Source organism: Paenarthrobacter sp. Z7-10 (assembly GCF_026932795.1).
In the GTDB taxonomy this organism is placed as follows: domain Bacteria; phylum Actinomycetota; class Actinomycetes; order Actinomycetales; family Micrococcaceae; genus Arthrobacter_M.
The window spans coordinates 95,929-115,265 of the sequence record NZ_JADPVH010000002.1 but is presented as its reverse complement, the minus strand read 5'-3'; the positions used below and the strand labels follow the sequence as shown (position 1 = coordinate 115,265).

Sequence of the window (19,337 nt, the reverse complement as noted above, 5' to 3'; positions counted from 1 at the left end):
TCCGTAGTGATGAGCTTGGATGCGAGGCCGGACCGCACCTGCGGTCCGGACGAACATTGTGGACGAGGAGCACTCATGGCATCAACTGGCCCGGCGACCGGATCATCCGGCACGCTGCTTGAAACGCACAGCATTGACGTGGTCCCGGAAACGGCGCGGCACGGACGCCCCCGTAATCAGTTCACCCTGTGGTTCGGCGCTAACATGCAGATCACCGCTGTGGTAACCGGCGCGCTGGCCGTGACCTTTGGCGCCGACGCGCTTTGGGGCATTTTGGGACTGCTGGCTGGCAACCTGTTGGGTGGAGCCGTGATGGCCCTGCATTCGGCGCAGGGACCGAAACTGGGACTGCCGCAGATGATCTCCAGCCGGGCGCAGTTCGGAGTTTACGGCGCCGTGATTCCGCTCATTCTGGTCATCCTGATGTACCTCGGTTTTGCCTCCACCGGTGCCATCCTGGCCGGTCAGGCCGTAAACACCATCACCGGCAGCAGCAATGTGCCGTTGGGAATCATCGTCTTCGGTGCCATCACCGCCGTCGTCGCGACCCTTGGCTACAAGTACATTCACCTGTTGGGGCGCATCGCGACGGTCTCCGGCCTGGTCGGTTTCACCTACCTGGCCGTCCGCCTTTTCACGCAATACGACGTCGGCGCCCTGTTCGGCACCACGGCCTTCAGCGCGGCCTCGTTCCTGACGGCCGTTGCGCTCAGTGCGGGCTGGCAGCTGACCTATGGCCCCTATGTGGCGGACTACTCACGTTATCTGCCGGCTGACACGCCGGCTAAGTCGACGTTCATCGCGACATTCAGCGGCAGCGTTATCGGCTCCCAGTGGTCCATGTCCTTCGGCGCCTTGCTGGCTGCCCTGCCTGCCGCGGCGGACGGCAGCGGATTCCTGGACAGCCAAGTCGGTTTCCTGGCGCAGCTCGGCGGCGGCGGCATCTTCGCGGTACTGATTGCCTTGGTGGTCTTTGTTGGCAAGCTCACCGTCAACACCCTCAACGCCTACGGTGGCTTCATGTCCATCCTGACTTCCATTTCGGCGTTCACCGGCAAGTCAAAGATCCGGCAGCTCTCCCGGATTCTCTATATCTGCGGGTTCATCCTGCTCTCCGTGCTGATAGCGATCATGGCTTCGTCGGACTTCCTGGGAAATTTCAAGAACCTGGTCTTGTTGCTGCTGATGGTTTTCATTCCCTGGAGCGCCATCAACTTGGTGGACTATTACCTGATCTCCCGTGAGCGGGTGGACGTTGCGGCACTGTATGACCCCAACGGCCATTACGGACGCTGGAACAAAGTGGCACTGATCTCCTACGCGATTGGCATCGCGGTCCAGATTCCCTTTTTGTCCCAGTCGCTCTACACCGGACCGATCGCCACAGCCATGTCAGGAACTGACATTTCCTGGCTGGTGGGACTGCTGGTAACGGCCGGGATCTTTTATCCCTGGGCGAAGCGGGCGGCCGTGGCAAAGCGTATTCAGCGCGCCGCGGAGCCAGACCTTCCGGTCTCGACAGCTTCCCGTCCATCCGCGACATGAAGATGATTGGCCCCGTCAATCTCCAATGACTCAGGCAGGATGTCACGCTCAATCGTGGTGGCCAGCGGCTTTTCCTTCAGGAAGAAGAGCAGGAAGCCGGCGATCAGCAGCAGCGGGACCATGTAGAGGAAGATGGGCGTCAGCGCGTCGCTGTAAGCACCAATAATAACGTCCCGCACCGCCGCTGGAAGGTTGCGCACGAGCTTCGGTGTCAGGGAGTTGCTGTCTGCGCCGGGGCCTTGGGCGCTGGCCGGCATCCGCTCAAGCAGCAGGCTTGCCAGTCGTGAGGCAAACAGGCTCCCGACGACGGCGGCGCCCAGCGAGGCGCCGATCTGGCGGAAGTAGTTGTTGGACGCCGTGGCCATGCCCACCTGCGAATTGGGAAACGAGTTCTGCACGATCAGGACCAGGATCTGCATGCTCATGCCAAGTCCGATGCCCATGATCGCCAGATAGCAGCAGGTGAGCCAGACAGGAAGAGTTGCCGTCATGGTCGAGAGCAGCACCAGCGCGCCGGCAACAATGAACGATCCGAGGATGGGGAACACCTTGTAGCGCCCGGTCTTGCTCACAATCTGGCCGGTACCGACGGAGGTGACCAGCAGACCGGCCATCATGGGGATCATCAGGAAACCGGCCTGCGTGGCGTTCGCCCCCGTCACCATCTGCAGGTAAGTCGGCAGGTAAGCGAGCGTCCCGAACATGGCAATGCCGGTGATGAGACCGGCAACAATGGTGAGGTTGAAATTCCTGTCCTTGAACAGATGCAGGGCCATGATCGGTTCGGCCGCCTTGCTCTCGACGAACACAAAGACGACAGCCGCTGCCACCGTGACAATGATGAGCGCGATGATGGTCGGCGAACCCCAGGCATATTTGGTGCCGCCCCAGGTGGTGAAAAGCACCAGAGCCGTGGATGCGATGGCCAGCAATGCCATGCCTGCTGCATCCACGCGCATCTTCCGGCGCGGTTTCACGGGCAGGTGAAGGAAGAACACGGCCGAAATAATGGCCAGGATGCCCAGCGGGATGTTCATCCACAGCCCCCAGCGCCAGCCAATGCCGTCGGTGAACCAACCGCCCAGCAGCGGCCCGGCCACCGAGGAAAGGGCGAAGACACCGCCCATGATGCCCATGTATTTTCCACGTTCGCGGGCCGGCACCACGTCGGCGATGATGGCCTGGGAGAGGATCATCAAGCCGCCGCCGCCAATACCCTGGACGCCGCGGCCGAAAATCAGCCAGCCCATATCGGGAGCGGAGCCGCCAATGATGGAGCCCACAATGAACACTGCGATGGCACCGATGAAGATGCCCTTGCGCCCAATCAAATCACCGAGCTTGCCGTAAATCGGCAGCATGATGGTCGAGGCCAGGATGTAAATGGTGATGACCCACAGCATCTCGTTCACCCCGTTGAGGTCACCGACGATGGTGGGCAAGGCGGTACTGAAAATCGTCTGGTCCAAAGAGGCCAGCAGCATGGTGACCATCAGTCCGGCGAACACCAGCAGGACGCTCCGGTGGTTTGCTGCCGCGTTGGCTGATGAAGCCTCAGGCGTTTTACTCATGACATCCTTTTGAACTGCGTCCGGACGGACCGGAATTTCGACGGGGAGAAACGGCTGTTACCAGCTTTGCAGTCAATGCATATTTACGCAAACTGCAAACATGTAGTGTGTGCACTTTAGGCTGGTTTTTCGTTCCCCGTGGCGCGGCGGATCAGATTCGAGGTGGTTTCCAGCAGTTCGCCGCGTTTGACGCTGAAGCTGCTGTTGACCCATTTGTGCATGGTGTAATGCAGGGCGCCAAAGGCAAGGGCCACGACCATCCGGGCCTCGTCCTCCAAGTCCGGGGTCTTCGTTTCGCTGCGGCCCTGGGTATGGAAGCGGTCCATAACATACTTCGTCAGCCGGCCCTCGGCGTCGCCGAGGCGTGCCTTTTCCCGCATCATCAGTTCAGGGGTGCGCTGGATCAGCGTGCGCCGGCTTTGGAAAAGCGCCATATCCGGCTCGGCGGCCGACATTGCCGCTGCGATCAGGGAAACGAGGTCGCCCAGGACATCCGACCCTTCCTGGGTGACGAAGCGCCGGATTTCTTCTTCTGCGGGCGTGGCGGGCCTGGTGCCTAGAATGACGCCCTCCTTTGAGCCGAAGTAGTTGAAGAACGTTCGCTGCGAAATCATGCTGGCTTCGCAGATCATTTCGACCGTCACGTTTTCGTATCCACGCTCCAGCGCCAAGGTCAGCGCGGCCTGTTCTATGGACGCTTCCGCGGCCGCCCGCTTCCGTGCCCGCAGCCCCTGTTCGGCCTCGACGACTTTGCTCATGAGAACCGCCCGGGGGAGGGTGCTGTTGCCCCATGCGCGCGTCCCGCCTTTGTCGGTACCACATGCGTAAATACCGCCCGGGGGGTGCCGTACCTAACGCCGGCTGCGTCTGCCATGAACATGTTTTCTCCGATGAAGCCAAGGGATCCGAGGAGCACAAGCACCGATCTGTGGCTGTGTCCGCCTCCAGTTTAGCGAATTAATGCATCGTCTGCATATTTATAGCGCATGCAGGGTTTCGGGGCCGCGCGTCAATCCTCGGCGGAGACCGGATCAATGCTGACGATGGCCAGAAAGCCGCGGCCACTTACTTCGGGAGCGGCGGCAGAGCCGACGACGACGTCGAATCGGTCCAGCGCCGCTGGTGCGGTCGTCGTCGTGCCTGCCTCCGTTCCCTGCGCAGGAGGCGCCCCCGCTCCGTCCGAGACGCTCGCGGAGCCCTGCAGCAGGACGGCGTGCTGACCGGCGAATACCGGGTGCGGGCGCTTTTTCGACAGTTCCACGATCGCGGTGTAACCGGTGAACTTCCCGCGCCGGGTCATCACATTCAGATCCATCACGTCCCCGGTGGGCAGGACGGCGCTGGTGCTGCTGTCGCCGGAAAACCGGAAGGGACGGAAGCGCTCCAGCGGATGCTCCTCGCCATCGACCGTCAGCACGATCAGTTCACCGGCGATGATCGTCAGCACCCGATCAATGCCCGGCAGATCCGAGAAGGGACCTGCCGTGCGGACCTCGGCGATGCTGATCCGCCAGTCCCAGTCGGCAGCGGCAGAGGCTGCGATCTGGCGGGTAACTCCTCCGCCATTGGACCAGCGGGAGGCTGGAAGGCTCTGATAGCGGACTATGTCCACCGGATTAGTCCTCCACGTTTTCGATGTGCATTACGCGGAGCCTTTTGGGCTGCTGCCGACGCCGGCGAACCGTCCGGCGGACATATTTATACACGCCGGCCAACAGCATCGAAAAACCGAATGCCGCCACAAGCTTGACCAGAAAGGGCCAGGTCAGCAGGGACAACGCCAGGCACACCAAGGCGAAACTGACGAACTGGAAAACCAGGTCCCCCCAGTCCGCTTTCTTACGCATGACCCAAGACTACCCGCCAGAACTACCCGGCCGGCGTCGCGGGCTCGGTCTCGTCAGCATGCCGCGGGCTGTCCGGATTCATTAGGGAATGGTGCCGTCCGTAGAAGTAATAGATGAACAGGCCGATGATGAGCCAGATGACGAACCGAAGCCAAGTTTCCCAGTGCAGCTGAGCGATCAGGAAGAGCGAGGCCAGCACCCCGAAGGCCGGAACCACCGGCATCCACGGCAGCCGGAACTCTCGCGGCGCGTGAGGCTTGGTCCTGCGCAGCACAATGACCGCAATGCAGACCACCACAAAGGCGGCCAGGATGCCGATGTTGGTCAGGTCTGCCACCAGCCGGATCGGCAGCACGCCCGCCAGCACGGCGGAAGCGATGCCGGCAATCCAGGTCACCCGCTGCGGCACGCCGCGCTTGGCGTCCGTCTTGGCAAACCACTTGGGCAGCAGGCCGTCGCGGCTCATCGAGAACCAGACGCGGGTCACACCCAGCAGGAAGGTGAGCATCACGGTCAGGATCGAGATCACGGCAAAGCCCGCGATCACGGTACCTATGGTCGGCAGGCCGACCGAATCAAAGGCGGAGGCAAAGGCGCTTGTCGGGTTCATTTTGGCGTAGTTCTGCATACCTGTCAGCACCAGGGTGGCCATGACGTAGAGGATCATGGCGATCACCAGCGACAGGATGATGGCCTTGGGCATGTGCTTCTTGGCGTCCTTGGCCTCCTCTGCCGCGGTGCTCATTGCGTCGTAGCCGAACACTGCGAAGAAGACCGTGGCCGCCCCGGTCAGCACAGCACCGAATCCGCTGGGCATGAACGGAGAAAAGTTCTCGCCGTGGAGGTGGAAGACGCCGATGCCGATGATGCCCAGGATCAGCAGCACCTTCAGCCCCACCGCCACCAGTTCAAACCGTCCGAAGCTCTTGGAACCGCGGCTGAGGATCCAGGTCACAATCAAACAAACGACGATGGCGGGCAAATTAATGACGCCGTGCGGGGTATCAGGTGTCCAGGCGCTGTTCACAGCGTCCGGCACCGTCACGCCGATCCCCGACATGAAGGCCCCGAAATAGCCGGAAATGCCGATCGCGACCACTGCCACGATCGCAATGTATTCCAGCAGCAGGTCCCAGCCGATGAACCAGCCGATCAATTCCCCCAGTGCCACGTAGCCATAGGTGTAGGCGGAACCGGCGCGCGGAATCATTCCGGCAAATTCGGCGTAGGAGAGGGCCGCGGCGGCGCTGGCCAGCCCGGCGACCAGGAAGGAAATGACGACGGCGGGGCCCACCCCGGGATTGTTCGCGTCCCCATGCGCTACGACGCCGGCCAGGGTGAAGATCCCTACCCCGATGATGCCGCCCACGCCGATTGCCGTCAGCTGCCACAAACCCAAGGTCCGGAACAGTCCGCTTCCGGAGTTTTCGTCCTCCACATCGTCGATGGGCTTGCGCCGCAGTACGGAGTAAGGATTGGATGAATGCGCCATGACAGCCTCCGGATCTCGATGCTCGAAACGTACCTCTGCTGGCCGACAGTCTAGCGCTGGAATCGGTCCGATTGCAGGAGGCTGTGGCTAATCCACCCGTGCTAAAATTCAGCGCATCAGCGGCGGCGGACCATGCCGTTGCAAGCATTGCGTCTGGAGGCAGCGTCAGATGGACCCCGGCAGCGTCATTCTGATCGTCATCCTCATTCTTGTGCTGGTGGTCGTTGGCACCGTCACCGCAGGTGGTCTCTTGCTGTACAAGGGTGCCCGGGGCGTTGCCCGGCGTGCGGCGCCAAGCGCGGAGACCGTCCGGCGCGGCGTGCTCAGGGTTCAGGCGCGGGCCGCATCTGGTTCGCGCGGCGAGCTGGCCGGGATGAGGTCAACGCTGGCGGACTCGCTCTCAGCCACACGGCGCAGCCTCGACATTGCCCGCGAGTCGGACCAGCACACCGGCAATTTGGCGCACATTGTCCAGACGCTTGACGAGGCGGGCGCCATCATCGACCGGCAGCTCGCAGTCGCCGAAAAAGACCCGGATGCTTCCATCCAGCAGCTCTATGCGCAGACACTGGGCGCGCAGGTGGAACAGATCCTGCAGACCTCCACTGGCGTCCGGCAGGCGTTGGCGACGAGCACCCAACCGATGGCGCCGGTGGATCTGGATGAACTGACCCGTGCGTTGAGCTCCGAGGCCAAGCTGCTGGAGCATTGGGCACGCACCTACGCTCAACTGCGCAAACGGTAGGCCGGGGAATGTATCGGTTATGCGGCGAAAGCTGAGGCTGCCGGCATGCGGTTGATTCGGTGGGTTACGGGGGCGGCACGGATCGGTCCTGTGGAGCGCCGATCGGAACCGCAGCGGAGCCTGGCGGAAGCAATGGAGCAGGTACGTCGGGGCATCGCGGACGCGGCCACGAGCCGGCGTGGGCTGGCATTGGAGGTCGCTGCCTTGCGCTCCGCTTTGGCCAAGCTGCCTGACCCGGCCGTCGTCGTCGCGCTCGATGCGGGGCACGCCGCCAACCCGGGGCACGCCGCCAACCCGGGGCACGCCGCCAACCCGGGGCACGCCGCCAACCCGGGGCACGCCGCCAACCCGGGCCAGGCAGCTGCGGCCTCCCGGGCTGCGATCGCGGTACAGTTGGCATCCCTCTCGGCACATGACAGGATGCTCGCGGAGCAGGAGGACCAGTTGATTCTGCTGTTCGGTCAGCTGCGAAGCCAGCTGGACGAGTTGTGGCGCCTCCATGAGTCGGGCCAGTTTGAGCGACGCTGAGTCAAGCCACCTAAGGTGTGATCCTGAGTTTCAGGCCACGATGATGCCGAGCTGGCCGGCGAGCAGCGGCGCCAGCAGGGACAGCTGGTAGTCGTCGATGATGGTCCCGGCGAGGCTTCCGATGCCGTTGATGGCCTTAAATTCAGATCCGCGCAGATCGAAGTCCTTCAGTTTTGCGCCACCCAGCTCCAGCGTTCCGATGCTGCAGTTTTTCAGTGCCATCCGAGTGACGGTGCTCCCGCCCAAATCCAGTTCGCTGATAATGCAGTCGTTGATAAGTACATCGGAGATTTTGGCCGAACGCAGGTTGACGTAATCCAATTTGCCGCCCTCGATCCGCACAGACTGCCAGCTGCTGTCGTACAACTCCGCGGAGCCCCAGCGCGGTCTGCTGAGCACTACTTCACGCCAACTGGACCTGGCAGCGATAAAGACAGGGGCGTAGCCGTCGGACAGGATGCAATCGCGGAACCGAACGCCCCGCAGTTGGGCCTCCGAAAAGGTTGCGGCCACGAATTCGCAGTCAATGAAATCCGTACCGGTCAGGTCCAGTCCATCAAGTGCCGGCCGTTCGTAACGCTCCCCGTCGTAACTCCCGCCGGGCTGGAGTGAGGACGCGGATCCGTCGCGCAGCTCCGGCAGCCTGATTTCGCTCAGCCGTGGAGCGCCGGACTTTGCCGCGGCGGGTCCGCGTGCGGCGGCCATCAAGGCGCACCCCTCATCAGGCCGACGCCCGTTCAACGGTTGCCAGCGCCAGCTCCACCATGTCGCTGAAGGTCTGCTGACGATCCACGGCGCTGGTCTCCTCGCCGGTCAGCAGATGGTCCGAAACGGTTGCCAAGGTTAGCGCCCTGCGTCCGAACTTAGCGGCCAGGGTGTACAGCGCGGATGTCTCCATTTCCACCGCGAGCACGCCATAGTCCGCCAGTTGCATGCACAGTTCGCTGCGGTCGTTGTAGAAGGAGTCCGAGGTGAACAAACCGCCGACGACGGCGGGTAGTCCGGCTTCTTCTGCGGCGGCGCTGGCGTGCCGCATCAACGTGAAGTCTGCTCCCGGCGCGTACTCGATGCCGTGGAACCGCAGCCTGTTCAGCGCGGAGTCGGTGCTGGCGGTTTGCCCGATGATCACGTCCCGGACCTTGACACTGGCCGAAATGGCTCCGCAGGTGCCCACCCGCAGAATCGTATCCACGCCGTAGTCTTTCATCAGCTCGGTGGCATAAATCCCCATCGAGGGCTGGCCCATGCCGCTGCCCTGGACGGAGACCGGTACGCCCCGGTAGCTTCCGGTGAAGCCGAGCATGTTCCGCACTGTGCTGTAGCACTGCGCATCATCCAGGAACGTCTGGGCGATCCATTCCGCGCGCAGCGGATCACCGGGCATCAGGACATTCTTGGCGATAGCGCCTAGAGCGGCGCCGATGTGGACTGACATGCTCCCAGCCTAACTGGCACACCCGCGAAGCAGCAGGTCGTGTGGCTCACTCACCCGCACCGCCGTCGCCCGCACCGCCTGGCCCGCCGTCGCCCGCACCGCCGTCGCCCGCACCGCCGTCGCCCGCACCGCCTGGCCCGCCGTCGCCCGCACCGCCTGGCCCGCCGTCGCCCGCACCGCCGTCGCCCGCACCGCCTGGCCCGCCGTCGCCCGCACCGCCTGGCCCGCCGTCGCCCGCACCGCTCAACTCACCGGCCAGATTCCGCCGAGCGGCCTCCTGCCACAGCGGGCGTGCCCGCGGCGTCGAGTAGAGCGGCTCCAGCGCCAGCAAAGAACGGACGACGGCGGCCCGGCCGGTGGCGAAGTCGGCGTCGCTGAGGTGCGCATAGTCCAACCGCACGGCGGTCAGATAGCGGCGGTATTCGGGTGCTGAGCCGCCCAGAACCGACAGATCCGCGTCGCAGAGCAGACCGCCGTCGTAATCTCCTGGCTCGGGCCGGTGGTGGGCCGTCAGCCGGACGAGCCGCGCAACCGCGGCGACATCCCGCCCGGCTAGTCCTGCCTTCATCAGGGCCGAAGACGCCAAATGGGCGGATTCCTCCTCGTCCCGAAGCGGAACCCCGTCGTAGACCGCGTCGTGGAACCACGCGGCCAGTGGGACAGCCCGCGGTGGCGCAGAATCCAGCCTGTCGATGGCTTCCAGGACGGCGAGGAGATGGGTGCGGCCGTGGTAGTGCCGGTGCGGTTCGCTCCAGCGTGCCAGCAGTGCGGCGCCCAACGGCTCTTCGCCGGGCAGGATGGCATTCCACCGGTACAGCAGCGCCGCGCGCAGGGATTCATTGCGCTGTCGGGCCGGTATCCGCAGACCGCTGCCAATCAGCAGCCGGACCAGGGCAGCCCCGGACACCTCGCGGGCACCAAGGGCCACCAACTGCGCGTAGCGGCGCTTCGGGACGTCGTAGTGGTCCCGGTCGAAGGCTCGATCTGAGATGCCGGCGGCGGCGGCCATTTCGTGCAGTTCGGTCAGGCTTCGATCGGAGACCAGGTGTGAAAACACGGTGCCGTGCGCCGGCCAGCTGGGCGGGTCGATATAAATGGCCAATCAGCGCCGCCAGTCCATCAGCGCCGTCGGAAGGTGTTTCATGCACTCCAGCACGAGGGCGCCTGCGGCCTGCAAGGCTCCTTCCGGGGCGAGCCCGCCGGTGAAGCCGTAGACCCGCATTCCGGCGGCGATGCCTGCCTGGACGCCGGGGACGCTGTCCTCCACAACCACACAGGCATCCGGCTCCGCCCCCATGACCTGCGCTGCCTGCAGGAACAGATCCGGGGCTGGCTTACCGTGGGCTACGTCGGCGGCGCTAAAGATGCGGCCCTGGAAAAAGTCGTACAGACCCGTCAATCCGAGCGTTCGTTGCATTTTCTGGTGTGATCCGCTCGATGCCACACAAGTCCGCCAGCCCGACTGCCGCAGACTGTCCAACACCTCCGGGATGCCGGGAATGGGGGTCAGGTCCCGGTCAAAGGCGGCGTGGATTTCCGCCGTCGAGCGGGAATCGAACTCCGCCGCCCCGGCTTTCCCCAACAGCCGCTCCAGCACTGCTTTGCCAGCCCCAGCCGAGCGACCCATAAACGTGTTCACCACATCAAGCTCGGAATGCGGGACACCCATCTGGGTCAACAGGTGGGCCTCGATGCCTACGCTCAGACGCTCGCTGTCCACCAGGACGCCGTCGCAGTCGAATATGACCAGCGCGTCTGTCTTCATGGCTCAACGCTATCCGCTGCCACCCCCAATTCCATCCACGGTGCACTCGGTGCGCGATGCAGCGCCGTATCGCGCACCAAGTGCTCGGTCGATGACTGTAGGAGGCTAGTGAATGGACAGGGGTTTCACCTTGGGTAAACATGGAGGATAACAGCGCACGTTGTAAGTTGAGCGTAGTAGGCTCAGGTCTAAGTCACTCAGTCACTCAGTCACTCAGTCACTCAGTCACTCAGTCAGCCAGTCAGCCAGTCAGTCGGCAGGCAGGCCAGCCACACAGCCAGTCCGACTAGTCCGACCAGCCAACGTGGCCGGTCCGCGGATCCGGCGCCCAGCGAGAACGGAGCTTTCCTTGGATGCCAAGTTCACCACTAAGAGCCAGGAGGCCCTTTCTGCGGCCGCGATGAACGCCTCGACGGCCGGCAATCCGCAGGTTGAGCCGGCGCATCTGCTCAAGGCGCTGATGGATCAGCGCGAGGGCGTTGCCGTGGCGCTGCTGCGGGCAGCGGGTGTGGATCCGGACGCGGCCAGCCTGCGCGCGAGCCAGGCCATCCGGGCGTTGCCGGCTTCTTCCGGATCGTCCGTGGCCCAGGCGCAGCTGAGCCGGAGTGCACTGCAGGTGATTCAGGGAGCGCAAAAGGAAGCCGAGCGGATGGGGGACGGCTACGTCTCGACCGAGCACCTGCTGCTGGGCATCGCCGCGGACGCCGGCGCCGCGGGTAAGGCACTCCGCGATGCCGCGGGCGCCGGAGTGAATGTCCGGGCTGCCCTGGAGGCGGCGCTGCCGTCCATTCGGGGCGGGGCGAAGGTCACTTCCCCGGACCCTGAAAACACCTTCCAGGCGCTGGAAAAATACGGCACTGACCTTACGGCGATGGCCCGGGCAGGGAAGCTGGATCCGGTGATCGGCCGTGATGCGGAGATCCGGCGGGTCATCCAGGTGCTTAGCCGACGCACCAAGAACAACCCGGTCCTGATTGGCGAGCCAGGCGTGGGTAAGACCGCCGTTGTCGAAGGCCTTGCGCAGCGGATGGTCGCCGGAGACGTTCCGGAAAGCCTGCGCGGTAAGGCCCTGATCAGTCTGGACCTGGCCTCGATGGTAGCCGGAGCCAAGTACCGCGGCGAGTTCGAAGAGCGATTCAAGGCGGTCCTGGAGGAGATTAAAGGCTCCGAGGGTCAGGTGGTTACCTTCATCGACGAGATCCATACCGTGGTGGGTGCGGGCGCTTCCGAAGGGGCGATGGACGCCGGCAACATGCTCAAGCCCATGCTGGCCCGCGGCGAACTGCGGCTGATCGGCGCCACCACGCTGGACGAGTACCGCCAGCACATCGAAAAGGACGCCGCGCTGGAGCGGCGGTTCCAGCAAGTTTACGTGGGCGAGCCCAGTGTGCAGGACACCGTCGGCATCCTGCGCGGGCTCAAGGAACGCTACGAGGCGCACCACAAGGTGGCGATTGCCGATTCCGCACTGGTGGCGGCCGCGACGCTGTCGAACCGCTACATAGCCGGCCGGCAGCTGCCGGACAAGGCGATCGACCTGGTGGACGAGGCGGCGTCCCGGCTGCGGATGGAAATCGATTCCGCTCCTGAAGAGATCGACCAGCTGCGCCGCTCGGTGGACCGGCTGACCATGGAGGAACTGGCCCTGAGCGGAGAAACCGATGCGGCTTCCCGCGATCGGCTTGAGTCGCTGCGCTCCGATATGGCGGACAAGAAGGAGCAGCTCGCTGCGCTCAATGCCCGCTGGGAAGCGGAAAAGGCCGGCTTGAATCGGGTGGGCGAGCTGAAGGCGAAACTCGATGAGCTCCGTTCCGTTGCGGACAAGGCACAGCGCGACGGCGATCTGGAACAGGCCTCGCGCATCCTGTACGGGGAAATTCCGGCCCTGCAGCGCGAACTGGACGATGCAGCCGCTGCCGAGGCGGATGTCGCCGGCCGGGAAGGGGCGGTCAAACAGGAGCTGATGGTGGCGGAAGATGTCACTGCGGACGACATCGCCGAGGTAATCTCGGCCTGGACCGGAATTCCGGCCGGCCGGATGCTGCAGGGCGAGTCGGCGAAACTGCTGCAGATGGAACAAGTGCTGGGTGCGCGGCTGATCGGCCAGGCCAAAGCCGTGGCGGCGGTTTCGGACGCGGTGCGCCGCGCGCGGGCGGGCATTTCGGACCCGGACCGTCCGACCGGTTCCTTCCTGTTCCTGGGGCCAACCGGCGTGGGCAAAACGGAGCTGGCCAAGGCGCTGGCGGACTTCCTTTTCGATGACGAGCGGGCAATGGTCCGCATCGACATGAGTGAGTACTCGGAAAAGCACACCGTGGCGCGGCTCGTCGGCGCCCCTCCCGGCTACGTCGGCTACGAGGAGGGTGGGCAGCTGACCGAGGCCGTCCGCCGTCGTCCGTATTCGGTGGTCTTGCTGGATGAAGTGGAAAAGGCCCATCCGGAGGTCTTCGACATCCTGCTGCAGGTGTTCGACGACGGTCGCCTCACCGATGGTCAGGGCCGCACCGTGGACTTCCGAAATGTCATTCTGGTCCTGACCTCCAACCTCGGTTCGCAGTTTCTGGTGGATCAGACCCTCGACGACGCGACCAAGCACAAGGCGGTTATGGACATCGTCAACGTCTCCTTCAAACCGGAATTCCTCAACCGGCTCGATGAGATAGTGATGTTCGATGCGCTCAGCGTGGATGAGCTGTCGCGGATTGTGGATCTGCAGGTGCAGTCGCTGGCGTCCCGCCTGCATGAGCGCCGGTTGACCCTGGAAGTCACGGACGGTGCCAGGGCCTGGCTGGCGATGACCGGTTATGACCCGGCCTATGGTGCCCGGCCGCTGCGCCGGCTGGTGCAGCGGCAGATCGGCGACCAGTTGGCCCGGGAAATCCTGGCCGGAAGCATTCTGGATGGCGACACAGTGGTGGTGGATACGGCCGCGGACGTGGAGGAGTTGAGCCTTGAAGCGCTGGCCGGCGGGACCGGAACTGGGCTGACCGTGCACCGGAAAGCGGCCAGCCAAGAGACGGGTTAGCCAAGCAGGGATTCGGTGATGTTATCCCCGGCGCCGTCGTAGACCAGGCAGTCAACCCGGCGGTCGTGCTTTCCCCAGGTGCTTTCCGAGGGGTATGCGGTGAGCTGTTTGAGGTCGTAGTTGTTGGCTGCGCTGGCCAGGCTCACGCCCCCGCAGACGTCCTTCGCCTTCGTTTTTAATATCTCGACGCCTGGATACGCAGCCGCCGGGGGATAGTAATGGGCGCCTACTAATTGGGCGGAATGCTGCGTACCGCAGGTGACAATGTCAGCCGGATGCCCGGCGTCGGTGAAACCCTTGAGGCAGTCTCCTTGCTGCCAGTCCGTTGCACACGCCTGCGATCTGATAATGCCGGCGGTGGCCGGCGGGGTGGTCCTGGTGGCGCTGCCGGACACGGTGGGTGCCTGCGAAGCGACGGAGGCCGTGCAGCCGGCGGCCGTACCGCCGGTCGCGCTCCCGACCAGCGTGATCACCAGCCAGATCAGCAGGCCAATCAGGATCAACACGACGATGATTGCACCTATCACCACGACTGCCTTATTGGCTCCGGTGGCCGTCTCGGACTTGCGCGCGCCGGAGGACGGCGGCGGTGCCCAGGCTTGGGTCGATTTGCGTGCCTGGGCCTTCCGCTTAGCACGGCTGCGCACCTGCGCGGCGGCCGGTCCGGGCAGCGATGCTGCGGAACCCATTCCAAGGGTGTCGCCCTGGCCAGGCCCGCTTGCCGAACTTCGGGGAGCAGGTTCAGCCGAAGTGTAATCTCCTGTGACGTTCGCGGTGGCGTCCGCTGCCCCCTTCTCTGCTGCCCGAACTCCGGCTGCGGAGGGCATGTCGGGAATTCCGGTTTGGTCGCCACCGGCTAGAGTGCCGGCCTTTTCGGCCTCCCGGGCCACTTGGGCGGCCTCGGCGGCCACCTCATTGAGGGCCGTGGTCTCGGCAACGTCCGGGCTGATAGCCGCTGTGCCAAGCTGCGGCGCGGGAAGGCTGATAGCGGCATCGGCACCCTGTTGGATGCCCTCGCGCTCCGGAGATCCGTCGTCGTGCGGCCCCGACCCTTCGGAACCGGCGCCGTCGTGCTGGCCGCCCGACCCGCCGTCGTCCTGATTGCTCATGAAACTATGCCCACTTTCCGTCGGTCCGGCCGCTCTCAAGGCGACTCTATCGAAACTTCCGCGGCCAAGGCAGGGCCGTCAGCGCCCGGCGCCGGGGATCTGCGTACATGGCGTAAGCGGAACGCGGCGAAAGCATGTAATCTAGAGTTACGACAAATTGACCGTATATTCCGGGGCCTCGCTCTTAGCCGAGCGACCACCTCCGGTCCGAGTGCAAAAGGGGGTCACGCCATGGGGCGCGGCCGTCAAAAGGCTAAGGCAACCAAGCAGGCTCGGGACATTAAGTACTACTCCCCGAACACTGATTACACGGCACTCCAGCGTGAGCTCGGTGCCACGACCCGTCATGTCTCCAGCCGACGAACTGAGGCTCCGGTGGAACCGGATTACTCAGCATATGCGGACAAATATGCGGATCAAGTGGATGACGATGACCAGGACGAGGTCGGCACCCGCCGAATCGGTTAGGTCACCTGGACGATCCACCAAAACAGGCAACACCCCGCTGCGGCTCTCCCATCAGGGAGATCCCCGGGCGGGGCTTTTGTTGTGCCTGAATGTCTTCCAAACCGGGGTCGGGCGTGCTTGGATGGTGCCTGAACGTACGACAGGTGCGTTCTCCCAGCTCGCCTTGTGCAACAGCACGGGCAGCAGTATCTGGAGGGTTACCAATGCCAAACGTAGACAGCTACAGCTCTGGCACACCGTGCTGGTGTGATCTGGTCAGCTCGGATGTGGAAGGGGCCAGGCAGTTTTACGGCTCGCTGTTCGGCTGGGACTTTGACGGCCGCGCCATGGGGCCGGACATGACGTACTACATGGCCACTTTGAACGGGCGCAACGTTGCGGGGCTGATGCAGCAGATGCCGGACATGGCGGCGGCCGGCATCCCGTCGGTCTGGAATACATACATCGCTGTGGACAGTGTTGACAGCGCCGCGGAACGGATCACCGAAGCGGGCGGAACGCTGGTTTTCCCCCCGGATGAGGTTCCAGGTTCCGGGCGGATGGTGATGGCCACTGATACGGCCGGGGCCTACATTGGCTTTTGGGAGGGCAAGGGACATATTGGCGCCAGCGTGGTCAACGAGCCCGGGACAGTGATCTGGAACGAGCTGCAGGTGGACGATCTGGCCGCGGCGCTGCCGTTTTATCAGAGCGTTGCGGGGATGGACTCAGACACCGGACCGTCGGGGGACCTGAGTGAATATACGCAGTTCCTGGTGAACGGCAAAAGCATCGCAGGGGCCATGAAGAAGCCCATGCCGGATACCCCGAACAACTGGACAGTCTATTTCAACTCCGCCGACGCGGATCAGACGGCAGCCAAGGTGCAAGAGTTGGGCGGAGCGGTGATTGCCCCGGTCTTTGATGTTTCGGGAATCGGGCGGATGGCTGTTTTCACTGACCCGCAGGGAGCCGTCTTCTGCATCATGGCCGCGGGATCGAATGGATCAGAAGCGGCTGGCGCAGCCGGGGAGTAGCCGTTCCGCGGCCGCACGGCGTCAGGCGTAGGAGTTGACCAGCCGGACAGCGCCGCCGTCGACGCCCTTTGCGCCCTGAACGTAGTCGGGACCGCTGCGGGAGCTTGACGTGGACTCGTCAGTACCCTCCTTGGCCACGCTGCCCATCACCCAGGCGGGCAGTCCCCGCTCGGTCAGACGGGCGACGGCGGCATCGGCACCGGCTGCGGAGACGATGGCCACCATGCCGACGCCGAGGTTCAATGTGCGCTCCAAATCCGGCAGTGGAACATTGCCCAGCTCGGATACCAGTTTGAAGATAGCCGGCAGTTCCCAGCTGGAACGGTCAATCGTCGCGGTCAATCCGTGCGGCAGAACCCGGGCCAGGTTGGCGGCCAAGCCGCCGCCGGTGACGTGGCTGAAACCGTGAACGGCCGCGGCGGCATCGACAGGCAGGTGGCGGGCCAGATCGAGGCAGTCCGCGGCATAAACCCGCGTGGGCTCGAGCAGTTCCTCGCCCAGCGTGCGGCCCAGTTCGGAAACTTGCCGGTCCAGTGCCCAGCCCGCGCGGTTGATGACCCGGCGCACCAGGGAGTAGCCGTTGGAATGCAGTCCGGAGGAGGCCATGGCGATGACCACGTCGCCGGCCTGCACACGCTCCGGACCAAGCAGCCTGCTGGCCTCGACCACTCCTGTTGCCGCGCCGGCCACATCGTATTCGCTCTCGCCCAACAGCCCGGGGTGTTCGGCCGTTTCGCCGCCCACAAGCGCCGTGCCAGCCACCGAGCAGGCCGCGGCAATACCACGGACGATGTCAGCGATGCGCTCCGGAACCACCTTTCCACAGGCAATGTAATCGGTCATGAAGAGCGGCTCGGCGCCGACAACGACGATGTCATCCACCACCATGCCAACAAGATCGAAGCCGATGGTGTCGTGGATATCCATGGCCTGGGCGATGGCCACCTTGGTGCCCACACCGTCAGTGGAGGTCGCCAGCAGGGGCTTGGTGTAACTCAGCAGCCGGGAAACGTCATAAAGCCCGGCAAAACCGCCCACGCCGCCGAGGACTTGTGCTCCGTGCGTGGCTCGAACGGCTTCCTTCATCAGTTCAACGGCCCGGTCGCCGGCCTCGACGTCGACGCCGGCGCTGGCGTAGGTGATGCCGGCCGGGGAGTGGGGGCCAGGGGCGGTGGGTGTCATACCGTCTCTTTCGTTTCGGTGGTCGCGGCGCTCTGACCGGCAAAGTCGTCGACGTCAACCCGATCGGCGTCGGTGAGGAGGTTCTCCAGTTCGGCGCCGGGTCCCGGGTCGCAGCCATCGGCAGCGGTGTCGTCGGCCGGGTTGATGCGCTCCAGCAGGTTCTTGCCGAGCCGGTCCGCCGACGGCAGTTTGATCGGGTACTTCCCAGTGAAGCAGGCCGTACAGAGCCGGTCGCGCGGCTGCAGCGTGGCGCCGATCATGCCGTCCTCGGAGATGTAGGCCAGCGAATCCGCCCCGATCGACTTGGCAATCTCATCAATGGCCGCGCCATTGGCGATCAGCTCGGCGCGGGAAGCGAAATCAATGCCGTAGAAGCAGGGCCAGCGCACCGGCGGGGAGGAGATCTTGACGTGCACCTCCGCGGCGCCGGCCTCGCGGAGCATGCGGACCACCGCGCGCTGGGTGTTGCCACGCACAATCGAATCATCCACGACCACAATCCGCTTGCCGCGGATCACGGATTCCAGCGCATTGAGCTTCAGCCGGATGCCGAGCTGGCGCAGCGTTTCGCTGGGCTGGATGAAGGTCCGCCCCACATAGGCGTTCTTGACGAAGCCGTGGGTGAAGGGAATGCCGGATTGCTCGGCATAGCCCACTGCTGCGGGCGTTCCCGACTCGGGCACCGGAATGACGATGTCCGCTTTGACACTGTTTTCGCGGGCCAGTTGGCGGCCCATCTCCACTCGGGACTCGTACACCGAGCGGCCGGCAATGGAGGCATCGGGGCGGGCCAAGTACACATACTCGAAGACACATCCCGCAGGGGTTGGCGGCGCAAACCGATGGCTGCGCACCCCGTCCTCGTCGATGGCGATGAACTCGCCCGGCTCGATCTCGCGGATAAAGCTGGCGCCCACCGTAGCCAGGGCCGCACCTTCGGAGGCGACCACCCAGCCGCGCTGCAGCCGGCCCAGCACCAGGGGGCGCACCCCGTGGGCGTCGCGGGCGGCGTACAGTGTGCCCTCGTCCATGAACACGAAGCAGAATGCGCCCTGGATTTTCGGCAGCAGGTCCATCGCGGTGTCTTCAAGCGACCGGCCGTCTTCGCCCTTCAGCAGGGCCGTGACCAGTGCGGTATCGGAGGTGTTGCCCTGCGCCATTTCCCCGGCCGTGGGCTTGCCCTGCCCTGCCAGCACCATGTCATAGAGCTCGGCGGTGTTAGTCAGGTTGCCGTTGTGTGCCAGGGCGACGGTCCCGGAGCCGGTGGCGCCCAGAGTGGGCTGCGCGTTGGCCCAATTGGAGGAGCCGGTGGTGGAATAACGGCAATGGCCGACGGCGATGTGCCCGGTCAGGGTGTTCAGCGTCGTCTCATCGAACACCTGGGACACCAAACCCATGTCCTTGTAGACACTGATCCGACTGCCATCACTGGTGGCGATGCCTGCCGATTCCTGTCCGCGGTGCTGCAGTGCGTACAGCCCGTAGTAGGTAAGTTTTGCGACCTCTTCGCCGGGCGCCCAAACACCAAAGACGCCGCAGGCATCCTGGGGTCCTTTTTCACCGGGTAATAAATCGTGGGAAAGTTGTCCGTCTCCGCGTGCCACCTGAA

Annotated in this window: 17 protein-coding genes and 1 pseudogene; 6 read left to right on the top strand and 12 right to left on the bottom strand. The window is 64.2% G+C overall.

Features of this window, described 5'->3' with window-relative positions:
• Window positions 1–75: 75 nt before the first annotated feature.
• Entirely contained in the window at window positions 76–1,545 is a 1,470-nt protein-coding gene (locus tag IV498_RS01300) for a purine-cytosine permease family protein (protein WP_269044746.1), read from the top strand.
• On the opposite strand, the gene IV498_RS01295 is transcribed toward IV498_RS01300, so the two are convergent.
• The 5 genes from IV498_RS01295 to IV498_RS01275 all read right to left on the bottom strand — a co-directional run bounded on the left by IV498_RS01295 (window position 1,485) and on the right by IV498_RS01275 (window position 6,455).
• A complete protein-coding gene (locus IV498_RS01295; protein ID WP_269044745.1) occupies window positions 1,485–3,116 on the bottom strand; it encodes an MDR family MFS transporter in 1,632 nt (543 codons plus the stop codon). The genes IV498_RS01300 and IV498_RS01295 overlap by 61 nt on opposite strands.
• A 116-nt stretch (window positions 3,117–3,232) precedes the next feature.
• Complete coding sequence (locus IV498_RS01290) at window positions 3,233–3,874, bottom strand: TetR/AcrR family transcriptional regulator (protein ID WP_269044744.1); 642 nt, start codon at window positions 3,872–3,874, stop codon at window positions 3,233–3,235.
• A 251-nt stretch (window positions 3,875–4,125) separates the two neighbouring features.
• Window positions 4,126–4,728, bottom strand: a complete 603-nt coding sequence (locus IV498_RS01285; protein WP_269044743.1) for a HutD/Ves family protein — start codon at window positions 4,726–4,728, stop codon at window positions 4,126–4,128.
• A 4-nt stretch (window positions 4,729–4,732) separates the two neighbouring features.
• Window positions 4,733–4,963, bottom strand: a complete 231-nt coding sequence (locus tag IV498_RS01280) for a hypothetical protein (protein WP_269044742.1) — start codon at window positions 4,961–4,963, stop codon at window positions 4,733–4,735.
• A 22-nt stretch (window positions 4,964–4,985) separates the two neighbouring features.
• Complete coding sequence (locus IV498_RS01275) at window positions 4,986–6,455, bottom strand: amino acid permease (protein WP_269044741.1); 1,470 nt, start codon at window positions 6,453–6,455, stop codon at window positions 4,986–4,988.
• Between the two features lie 169 nt (window positions 6,456–6,624).
• On the opposite strand from IV498_RS01275, the gene IV498_RS01270 reads away from it, so the two are divergent.
• Both IV498_RS01270 and IV498_RS01265 read left to right on the top strand, forming a co-directional pair.
• A complete protein-coding gene (locus IV498_RS01270) occupies window positions 6,625–7,200 on the top strand; it encodes a hypothetical protein (protein WP_269044740.1) in 576 nt (191 codons plus the stop codon).
• 132 nt (window positions 7,201–7,332) lie between these two features.
• A complete protein-coding gene (locus IV498_RS01265; RefSeq protein ID WP_269044739.1) occupies window positions 7,333–7,728 on the top strand; it encodes a hypothetical protein in 396 nt (131 codons plus the stop codon).
• A 30-nt stretch (window positions 7,729–7,758) separates the two neighbouring features.
• Here the strand turns inward: IV498_RS01265 and IV498_RS01260 are convergent, their stop codons facing one another.
• The 4 genes and pseudogenes from IV498_RS01260 to IV498_RS01245 form a co-directional block, all read right to left on the bottom strand.
• Window positions 7,759–8,433, bottom strand: a complete 675-nt coding sequence (locus IV498_RS01260) for a pentapeptide repeat-containing protein (RefSeq protein ID WP_269044738.1) — start codon at window positions 8,431–8,433, stop codon at window positions 7,759–7,761.
• A 16-nt stretch (window positions 8,434–8,449) separates the two neighbouring features.
• Window positions 8,450–9,163, bottom strand: a complete 714-nt coding sequence (gene deoD, locus IV498_RS01255) for a purine-nucleoside phosphorylase (RefSeq protein WP_269044737.1) — start codon at window positions 9,161–9,163, stop codon at window positions 8,450–8,452.
• A gap of 241 nt (window positions 9,164–9,404) precedes the next feature.
• A pseudogene (locus IV498_RS01250) lies at window positions 9,405–10,265 on the bottom strand (DUF4031 domain-containing protein); the annotation flags it as partial.
• Window positions 10,266–10,928: an HAD family hydrolase gene (locus tag IV498_RS01245; protein WP_269044736.1), complete on the bottom strand. Its 663-nt coding sequence runs from the start codon at window positions 10,926–10,928 to the stop codon at window positions 10,266–10,268.
• A gap of 349 nt (window positions 10,929–11,277) precedes the next feature.
• Here IV498_RS01245 and clpB point away from each other — a divergent pair, with 349 nt between their 5' ends.
• The gene (gene clpB / locus IV498_RS01240) at window positions 11,278–13,953 is read left to right on the top strand and encodes an ATP-dependent chaperone ClpB (RefSeq protein WP_269044735.1); all 2,676 of its coding nucleotides are present in this window, start codon (window positions 11,278–11,280) and stop codon (window positions 13,951–13,953) included.
• Here the strand turns inward: clpB and IV498_RS01235 are convergent.
• Window positions 13,950–15,062 (bottom strand): hypothetical protein, encoded by a 1,113-nt coding sequence (locus IV498_RS01235; RefSeq protein WP_269044734.1) that lies wholly within the window; start codon window positions 15,060–15,062, stop codon window positions 13,950–13,952. The genes clpB and IV498_RS01235 overlap by 4 nt on opposite strands.
• A 231-nt stretch (window positions 15,063–15,293) precedes the next feature.
• Here IV498_RS01235 and IV498_RS01230 point away from each other — a divergent pair, with 231 nt between their 5' ends.
• Window positions 15,294–15,530: a DUF3073 domain-containing protein gene (locus tag IV498_RS01230; RefSeq protein WP_269044733.1), complete on the top strand. Its 237-nt coding sequence runs from the start codon at window positions 15,294–15,296 to the stop codon at window positions 15,528–15,530.
• Between the two features lie 203 nt (window positions 15,531–15,733).
• A complete protein-coding gene (locus tag IV498_RS01225; RefSeq protein WP_269044732.1) occupies window positions 15,734–16,546 on the top strand; it encodes a VOC family protein in 813 nt (270 codons plus the stop codon).
• A 21-nt stretch (window positions 16,547–16,567) separates the two neighbouring features.
• Here IV498_RS01225 and purM read toward each other — a convergent pair whose 3' ends face one another.
• A complete protein-coding gene (gene purM, locus IV498_RS01220; protein WP_269044731.1) occupies window positions 16,568–17,728 on the bottom strand; it encodes a phosphoribosylformylglycinamidine cyclo-ligase in 1,161 nt (386 codons plus the stop codon).
• Complete coding sequence (gene purF, locus IV498_RS01215; protein ID WP_269044730.1) at window positions 17,725–19,332, bottom strand: amidophosphoribosyltransferase; 1,608 nt, start codon at window positions 19,330–19,332, stop codon at window positions 17,725–17,727. The genes purM and purF overlap by 4 nt, the downstream gene beginning before the upstream one ends.
• Window positions 19,333–19,337 lie beyond the last annotated feature (5 nt).

Excerpts from the sequence above, each read along its gene's own strand:
- IV498_RS01300 (WP_269044746.1), top strand. The coding sequence starts at position 76 with ATGGCATCAACTGGCCCGGCGACCGGATCATCCGGCACGCTGCTTGAA.
- IV498_RS01245 (WP_269044736.1), bottom strand. The coding sequence starts at position 10,928 with ATGAAGACAGACGCGCTGGTCATATTCGACTGCGACGGCGTCCTGGTG.
- IV498_RS01260 (WP_269044738.1), bottom strand. The coding sequence starts at position 8,433 with ATGGCCGCCGCACGCGGACCCGCCGCGGCAAAGTCCGGCGCTCCACGG.
- IV498_RS01265 (WP_269044739.1), top strand. The coding sequence starts at position 7,333 with ATGGAGCAGGTACGTCGGGGCATCGCGGACGCGGCCACGAGCCGGCGT.
- deoD (WP_269044737.1), bottom strand. The coding sequence starts at position 9,163 with ATGTCAGTCCACATCGGCGCCGCTCTAGGCGCTATCGCCAAGAATGTC.
- IV498_RS01295 (WP_269044745.1), bottom strand. The coding sequence starts at position 3,116 with ATGAGTAAAACGCCTGAGGCTTCATCAGCCAACGCGGCAGCAAACCAC.
- IV498_RS01270 (WP_269044740.1), top strand. The coding sequence starts at position 6,625 with ATGGACCCCGGCAGCGTCATTCTGATCGTCATCCTCATTCTTGTGCTG.
- purM (WP_269044731.1), bottom strand. The coding sequence starts at position 17,728 with ATGACACCCACCGCCCCTGGCCCCCACTCCCCGGCCGGCATCACCTAC.
- IV498_RS01290 (WP_269044744.1), bottom strand. The coding sequence starts at position 3,874 with ATGAGCAAAGTCGTCGAGGCCGAACAGGGGCTGCGGGCACGGAAGCGG.
- IV498_RS01225 (WP_269044732.1), top strand. The coding sequence starts at position 15,734 with ATGCCAAACGTAGACAGCTACAGCTCTGGCACACCGTGCTGGTGTGAT.
- IV498_RS01235 (WP_269044734.1), bottom strand. The coding sequence starts at position 15,062 with ATGAGCAATCAGGACGACGGCGGGTCGGGCGGCCAGCACGACGGCGCC.
- IV498_RS01280 (WP_269044742.1), bottom strand. The coding sequence starts at position 4,963 with ATGCGTAAGAAAGCGGACTGGGGGGACCTGGTTTTCCAGTTCGTCAGT.
- IV498_RS01275 (WP_269044741.1), bottom strand. The coding sequence starts at position 6,455 with ATGGCGCATTCATCCAATCCTTACTCCGTACTGCGGCGCAAGCCCATC.
- IV498_RS01230 (WP_269044733.1), top strand. The coding sequence starts at position 15,294 with ATGGGGCGCGGCCGTCAAAAGGCTAAGGCAACCAAGCAGGCTCGGGAC.